The sequence below is a fragment of the Streptomyces sp. NPDC054840 genome, assembly GCF_053611065.1.
This window is the reverse complement of the sequence record NZ_JBSGZP010000381.1, coordinates 1-7,213: the sequence shown is the minus strand read 5'-3', so window position 1 is coordinate 7,213 and position 7,213 is coordinate 1. Positions and strand designations below refer to the sequence as shown.

General features: G+C 70.9%; 6 protein-coding genes. 2 read left to right on the top strand and 4 right to left on the bottom strand.

Features of this window, described 5'->3' with window-relative positions; all coding sequences use genetic code 11:
• The first annotated feature begins 888 nt into the window (after positions 1-888).
• Positions 889-1,839, top strand: a complete 951-nt coding sequence (gene era / locus ACWGIU_RS24335) for a GTPase Era (RefSeq protein ID WP_453709052.1) — start codon at positions 889-891, stop codon at positions 1,837-1,839.
• A gap of 107 nt (positions 1,840-1,946) precedes the next feature.
• On the opposite strand, the gene ACWGIU_RS24330 is transcribed toward era, so the two are convergent.
• The 4 genes from ACWGIU_RS24330 to ACWGIU_RS24315 all read right to left on the bottom strand — a co-directional run bounded on the left by ACWGIU_RS24330 (position 1,947) and on the right by ACWGIU_RS24315 (position 5,052).
• Entirely contained in the window at positions 1,947-2,618 is a 672-nt protein-coding gene (locus ACWGIU_RS24330; RefSeq protein WP_453709050.1) for a class I SAM-dependent methyltransferase, read from the bottom strand.
• A 180-nt stretch (positions 2,619-2,798) separates the two neighbouring features.
• Positions 2,799-3,617, bottom strand: coding sequence for a GNAT family N-acetyltransferase (locus ACWGIU_RS24325; RefSeq protein ID WP_453709048.1), 819 nt, complete (start codon positions 3,615-3,617; stop codon positions 2,799-2,801).
• Positions 3,618-3,696: 79 nt separating this feature from the next.
• Positions 3,697-3,966, bottom strand: a complete 270-nt coding sequence (locus ACWGIU_RS24320) for a protealysin inhibitor emfourin (protein WP_453709046.1) — start codon at positions 3,964-3,966, stop codon at positions 3,697-3,699.
• Positions 3,967-3,975: 9 nt separating this feature from the next.
• Positions 3,976-5,052 (bottom strand): M4 family metallopeptidase, encoded by a 1,077-nt coding sequence (locus tag ACWGIU_RS24315; protein ID WP_453709044.1) that lies wholly within the window; start codon positions 5,050-5,052, stop codon positions 3,976-3,978.
• 366 nt (positions 5,053-5,418) lie between these two features.
• Here ACWGIU_RS24315 and leuA point away from each other — a divergent pair, with 366 nt between their 5' ends.
• Positions 5,419-7,182, top strand: coding sequence for a 2-isopropylmalate synthase (gene leuA / locus ACWGIU_RS24310; protein WP_453709042.1), 1,764 nt, complete (start codon positions 5,419-5,421; stop codon positions 7,180-7,182).
• Positions 7,183-7,213: the final 31 nt, after the last annotated feature.

Here is a 7,213-nt window from a genome sequence, read left to right as displayed (position 1 = left end):
CGGCTCGTACTGGACGTACTTGCGCGGTCCGACAACGCGGCGAGGTGCCGTGCCGGGCGTCGTGACCCGGTGAACCTTTCCGGTCACAGCACTAGCCTCCCGGCGGGCCATATTCAGCCTCGCCGGCGTTTGAGGCGCTGGGTCTGGGCGGCGCCCCAGGAAACCAGGCTCCGCCGGGCACCGGGCTCTGCCCGGACCCTGCCCCAGCTACCGCTGGGAGGTGCCCCCTGCTCAAACGCCGGGGCGCCGCCTGGTCGGCGCACCAGGGTTCGGGTCCGGCCGCCTACACGGTCATCGACACGGTTGTGCCGCCGCCCGCCGCCGTCCAGAAGGTCACGGCCACCGTCGAGCCGGGTGTCCTGGGCATGACCCGGACCGGCGGAACCGGGGGACCACCCCGGCGCCGTCGTGGCCCTGGAGGAACGGCCGGCCGCCGCCGACGCCGGCCGGGGGATCGGCGTCCAGCAGGCCGTCGCCGCCCGGCTGTACCTGCGGGTGACCGGCCCCACCGCCCCCGCCCTCACCGTCCGGAGCGTCACCGTGCACCGTCGCGGCTCTGGCGCGGACATCTCGTACACGCTCCACAACATCGGCAATGTCACCCTCCGCCCCCGGGCCGCCCTCACCGCCACCGGTGCTCTCGGCCGTTCGCTCCTCGCCCACGAGCTCGGCGGGCTGCCCGCCGAACTGCTGCTGGGTCAGGAAGTACGGCTCAGTGCCCGTTGGGAGGGCGCGCCCAGAGCGGAATGGACCGAGGTCACCGTGCGCGCCCGGGCCGACGGAACCACAGCTCAGGGCCGTGCGGGCCTCGCCGGGTACCCCTCGCTGACGGCCGTGCCGGCCCTCGTCGCCGTGATCTGGTCGGCGCTGGGAGCCGCATCGGGGAGAATGGCCCGTATGAGCGATCGTTCCCCCGAGTCCACCGCCCCGCACCGTGCGGGGTTCGCCTGCTTCGTCGGCCGCCCCAACGCGGGGAAGTCGACCCTCACCAACGCACTCGTGGGCACCAAGGTCGCGATCACCTCCAACCGGCCGCAGACCACCCGCCACACCGTTCGCGGCATCGTGCACCGCCCCGACGCACAGCTCGTCCTCGTCGACACGCCCGGCCTCCACAAGCCGCGCACCCTGCTCGGTGAGCGCCTCAACGACGTCGTACGGACCACCTGGGCCGAGGTCGATGTCATCGGCTTCTGCCTCCCGGCCGACCAGAAGCTCGGCCCCGGTGACAAGTTCATCGTCAAGGAGCTGGCGGGGATCAAGAAGACCCCCAAGATCGCCATCATCACCAAGACCGACCTGGTCGAGTCCAAGCAGTTGGCCGAGCAGCTCCTCGCCGTGCACCAGCTCGGCGCCGAGCTCGGTTTCGAGTGGGCCGAGATCGTTCCCGTCTCGGCCGTCGGCGACACCCAGGTCCAGCTGCTGGCCGACCTGATCGCGCCGCTGCTGCCGGAGAGCCCGCCGCTGTATCCGGAGGGCGACCTCACCGACGAGCCCGAGATGGTCATGGTCGCGGAGCTGATCCGCGAGGCCGCGCTGGAGGGTGTACGGGACGAGCTTCCGCACTCCATCGCCGTGGTCGTCGAGGAGATGATCCCGCGCGAGAACCGTCCGGCGGACCGCCCGCTGCTCGACATCCACGCCAACGTCTACATCGAGCGGCCGAGCCAGAAGGGCATCATCATCGGCCCGAAGGGCTCCCGTCTGAAGGAGGTCGGGATGAAGTCGCGCAAGCACATCGAGGCGCTGCTCGGCACCCCGGTCTTCCTCGACCTGCACGTGAAGGTCGCGAAGGACTGGCAGCGGGACCCCAAGCAGCTGCGCAAGCTCGGCTTCTGAGGCGCACCGCACGACACGACGACACGACGACGAACGGACGCCGCCCCGCACGGGGCCGCGTCCGTTCGTCGTTCCGTATCCGTCCGTCCGTCCGTTCATCCGTCCGGCTAGGCGGGCCGGCGCACCCGCACCACGTTGTCCGTACGGGTTCCCGGCGTGCCGTCGGGCTGGTTCTGGACCCGCTCCGTCTCCTCGGCCCGCAGTACCTCCCAGCCCGCCGTGACCGGCTCCAGCTGCGTGAGGACCTCCTCGGGTGTGGGGAAGTGCGCTTCCTCCCGCTCCTCCTGCCACGGCGCCCAGCCCGCGTGGCCGACCACGAGCAGGGTGCCGCCGGGGGCCACGGCCGAGGCCGCCGCGCGCAGGACGGCGTCCCGCGGGAAGTCCCCGTAGTTGTGCAGGAAGCACGCCGAGACGAGGTCGAACTCCCCCTCCGGGAAGGATTGCGTCAGGTCGTGCCGCGCGAAGGAGACCCGGGCCGCGACCCCGGCCTCCGCCGCGTGCTCGGCAGCCCGGCCGAGGGCGACCCCGGAGATGTCGGTGCCGGTGACCGTCCACCCGCGGCGGGCCAGCCAGACGGCGTCGGCGCCCTCCCCGCACCCCAGGTCCAGGGCCCGGCCCGGGGCGAGGCCGGACACCTCGTGCACCAGCATGGCGTTGGCCTCGCCGCTCCAGATCCGGTCGCTCTCCCCGTAGCGGCCGTCCCAGAACGCCTCGCCCGCGGGCGGAGCGTCCGCGGGGTAGTCGTGGGAGTGTGCGTGCGTGTGGGCGTGCTCGGTCATGGGTCCCTCTTCCAGTACGGGTGCCGGTACGGCCGATGCTCCGCCCGCCCACCGGCCTACGGCAAACTTTGTTGCCGACCCGGCAAAGAGGAATCGGGCGGGGTCAGAACCGGACCGGGTCCGGTGCCGGTTCCGCAGCGAGTGCTCGGCGGGCTTCCCCCAGCCGCCCGAGTCGGAGGATCACTCCTTGGGCTCGGCGATCAGGGCGGTGGCCACCCGGCGGAAGCCGATGCGGGAGTAGACGCGGGCCACTGCCTCGTCGCCGGCCGAGAGGAAGACCGTACGGGCCCCGCGCTCGCGGGCCAGGGCGACCAGGGCGGCGGTGACCCCGAGGGCCAGGCCTTGGCGGCGGGCCGACGGGAGGGTGCCGACGCCCACGATCTCCACGACGTCCCCGACCGGGTTGTACTGGCCCGCGCAGAGCACCACGCCGTCCCGTACGGCCGCGGCCAGGGCCGTGGTGCCCGCGGTCAGCTTGCCGGACACCCGCGCCCGGCCCTCCTCGGCCGCCGGGTCCGTCATCGCCGCCGCCAGTTCCGCGGGTCCGGCCTCGCCGACCGCCGTTCCGGGGGCCGCGAAGGCCAGCGCCGGGACCGTCACCGCGGCGGTCAGCAGCGGGTCGTCGGCGTCGAGCAGACGGACCTCCGGGTGCGGGGGAAGGGGTTCGGCCGCGGGGTCCAGGACCATCAGGGGGTGCGCGTGGACATGCAGTCCCGCAGCCTCCACCGCGGCCCGCAGCGAGGGGCTGGTTTCGGCCACCCACTCGAAGGCCTCGGGTACCTTCAGCTCGCGCTGGCGCTCCCAGACCCGTTCCACCTCGGCCCGGGTCGCCTCGGGGCCGCCGAGCGCGGGCCGCGCGTAGTACGGCCAGCCCGTGCCCTCCTGGACGAACAGGGTCAGCGCGCCGAAGTCCTCGGAACGGGCCCCGCCCACCCGCGGCACCGTGTCGTAGTACCGCTCCAGCTCGGACAGCGTTGCATCGATCATGTGATTGGTCATCCGGCCATCCAAACAAAGCGCCACCGCCGCGGCACCTCCTTTCCGGGCCGGCTCAGGCGCCGCGGCTCGACCGCCCCTCTCAGGCGCCCTCCTTCAGTACGCGTGAGATGAGCGCCCGCTGGGCCTGCGACAGGTTCGGCTCCGCGCAGGCCACCGTCCGGCCGTCCACCGTGATCCGGTACGAGAAGCCGTCCCGTACCCGGTCCGCCGGATCGCCCGGCGGGGCGGGCCGCAGCGCGAGCTGGGCGAGGGCCCGCCACTCGTCCTCGTCCGGCCGGCCGGCGGTGTCCACCTCGGCCCGGCGCTCGATGCCCGCGAAGCCGCCCGTCCGTATCACCTGAATACGCATGGGAGCCCTCTACCCCGCGAGCGGGACACCCACCGCGGACCACGCCTTCTGGAGTGCCTGGTGCTCGGCGCCACCGTCCCCGTACCGGGTCACCGCCGCCGCCGTCGAGAGCCGCGCGAAGTCCGCGAAGTCCGCGTTCTCGGCGAGCTCCCCGCCGGTCAGGGTGTCGTACCAGATCTGTCCGGCCCGCTCCCAGGCCTTGCCGCCCAGCTCGGTGGCCACGATGTAGAAGGCGTGGTTGGGGATGCCCGAGTTGATGTGGACGCCGCCGTTGTCGCTGTGGGTGTTCACGTAGTCGTCCATCGTGGCCGGCTGCGGGTCCTTGCCGAGCTCGTCGTCGTCGTACGCGGTCCCCGGGGCCTTCATCGAGCGCAGTGCGACCCCGGTGACGTCGGGGCCGAGCAGCCCGGCCCCGATCAGCCAGTCGGCCTGCTCGGCGGTCTGCTCCAGCGAGTACTGCTTGATCAGCGAGCCGAAGACGTCGGACATCGACTCGTTCAGGGCGCCGGACTGGCCTCGGTAGGTCAGGTTCGCCGTGTACTGGGTGACCCCGTGGGTCAGCTCGTGCCCGATGACGTCCACGGACACGGTGAAGTCGAGGAAGAGGTCACCGTCCCCGTCGCCGAAGACCATCTGCCGGCCGTCCCAGAAGGCGTTGTTGTAGTCCTCGCTGTAATGGACGGTCGCGTCCAGGGCGAGCCCGGCGCCGTCGATCGAGCGCCGCCCGAAGCCCTTCAGGAACAGTTCGTAGGTGGCCCCGAGTCCGGCGTAGGCGCGGTTGACGGTGGCGTCCTTGCTCAGCGGGTCGCCTTCCCCCCGGACCTTCTTCCCGGGCAGCCGTGTGCGGTGCTGGGCGTCGTAGATGGTCCGGTCCGGATCGTCGGTGGCCGTCACGGCAAGGGTGGGGACGACTCCCCGGACGGCGGTGACCCGGCGCCGGGTACGCAGCAGGGAGTCGCGTTCCAGGGTGCGCTGGGCGAGGTCGGCACGGCGGGAGTCCTCGGAGCGGGCGGCCTTGTCGAGGAGGTGCGGCGGTACGACGGTGCAGAAGACGGGGTGATGGCGGTGGGAGTGGGAGGCATCCATGCCCGGCAATGTGGCAGTGGGTCATGGCGCTGTCACTACCTGCGACCATGATTCATTCACTTGTCTGAAAGTGGCGACGCTGGATTGACGGAACAAGCGGACCTCGCGGGAGCTAAGGAGTCTTGGCTCACATTTGGGGTAAATCGGACCCTCGGGTCTTGCATACTGAAACAGGTCCTCGCGTCACGGCGCGGCTCGGCTAGGCTCGGCCCATCATGCGTTTCGGGCTGCTTCTCCTTAGCCGCCGCGGCGAGGGTCTGTAGTCGTAGGCCGACCCCCTCCCCGCGGAGTTCGGTGTTGCGGTTTTCACTACCGCCGTCGGCCGTCCCAGCGAACTACACGCGGACACGCGAGGAGCCCAACGCCATGAGCCAGCAGCCTTTTGTCGGTCGCCCCACGCCCATCACGAACGCGACCCACACCCAGCAGAACTCCGGGATGCCGGTCCACAAGTACGGCCGGTACGAGCAGGTGGACATCCCGGACCGCACCTGGCCGGACGCCCGCGTCACCAAGGCCCCCCGCTGGCTCTCCACCGACCTGCGCGACGGCAACCAGTCGCTGATCGATCCGATGACCCCCGCCCGTAAGCGCGAGATGTTCGACCTGCTGGTGCGCATGGGCTACAAGGAGATCGAGGTCGGCTTCCCCTCCTCCGGAGAGACCGACTTCGCCTTCGTGCGCTCCATCATCGAAGAGGGCGCGATCCCGGACGACGTCACGATCTCCGTACTGACCCAGGCCCGCGAGGACCTGATCGAGCGGACCGTGGAGTCCCTGGTCGGCGCGAAGCGCGCCACCGTCCACCTGTACAACGCGACCGCCCCGACCTTCCGCCGGGTCGTCTTCCGCGGCTCCAAGGAGCAGATCAAGCAGATCGCCGTCGACGGCACCCGCCTGGTCATGGAGTACGCCGACAAGCTGCTGGGTCCCGAGACCACCTTCGGCTACCAGTACAGCCCGGAGATCTTCACCGACACCGAGCTGGACTTCGCCCTGGAGGTCTGCGAGGCGGTCTGTGACGTCTGGCAGCCTGCCGAGGGCCGCGAGATCATCCTGAACCTGCCCGCCACCGTGGAGCGTTCGACGCCGTCCACGCACGCGGACCGCTTCGAGTGGATGGCCCGCAACCTGACCCGCCGCGAGCACATCTGCATCTCCGTGCACCCGCACAACGACCGCGGTACCGCCGTCGCCGCCGCCGAGCTGGCCCTGATGGCCGGCGCCGACCGCATCGAGGGCTGCCTGTTCGGACAGGGCGAGCGCACCGGCAACGTCGACCTGATCACCCTGGGCATGAACCTGTTCTCCCAGGGCATCGACCCGCAGATCGACTTCTCGCAGATCGACGAGATCCGTCGCACCAGCGAGTACTGCAACCAGATGGAAGTCCACCCGCGCCACCCCTACGCGGGCGACCTCGTCTACACCGCCTTCTCCGGCTCCCACCAGGACGCCATCAAGAAGGGCTTCGACGCCATGGAGGCCGACGCGGCCGCCCAGGGCAAGACCGTCGACGACATCGAGTGGGCCGTTCCCTACCTGCCGATCGACCCGAAGGACGTCGGCCGCTCCTACGAGGCCGTCATCCGGGTCAACTCGCAGTCCGGCAAGGGCGGCATCGCCTACGTCCTGAAGAACGACCACAAGCTGGACCTGCCGCGCCGCATGCAGATCGAGTTCTCCCGGATCATCCAGGCCAAGACCGACTCCGAGGGCGGAGAGGTCACGCCGAAGGCGATCTGGTCGGTCTTCGAGGACGAGTACCTGCCCAACCCCGAGAACCCGTGGGGCCGCATCCAGCTGCGCTCCGGTTCGACAGCCACCGACAAGGACGGCACGGACACGCTGACCGTCGAGGCGGTCGTGGACGGTGTGGAGACGGTCCTGGACGGCACCGGCAACGGTCCGATCTCGGCCTTCTTCGACGCACTGGCCGGCATCGGCATCGACGCCCGCCTGCTGGACTACACCGAGCACACCATGAGCGAGGGCGCCTCCGCCGTGGCCGCCTCGTACATCGAGTGCGCGATCGACGGCCGTGTCCTGTGGGGCATCGGCATCGACGCCAACACCACCCGCGCCTCCCTGAAGGCGGTCATCTCCGCCGTCAACCGCGCGGGCCGCTGACCGCTCGAACGTGAGAGCCCCGCCCCCTTCC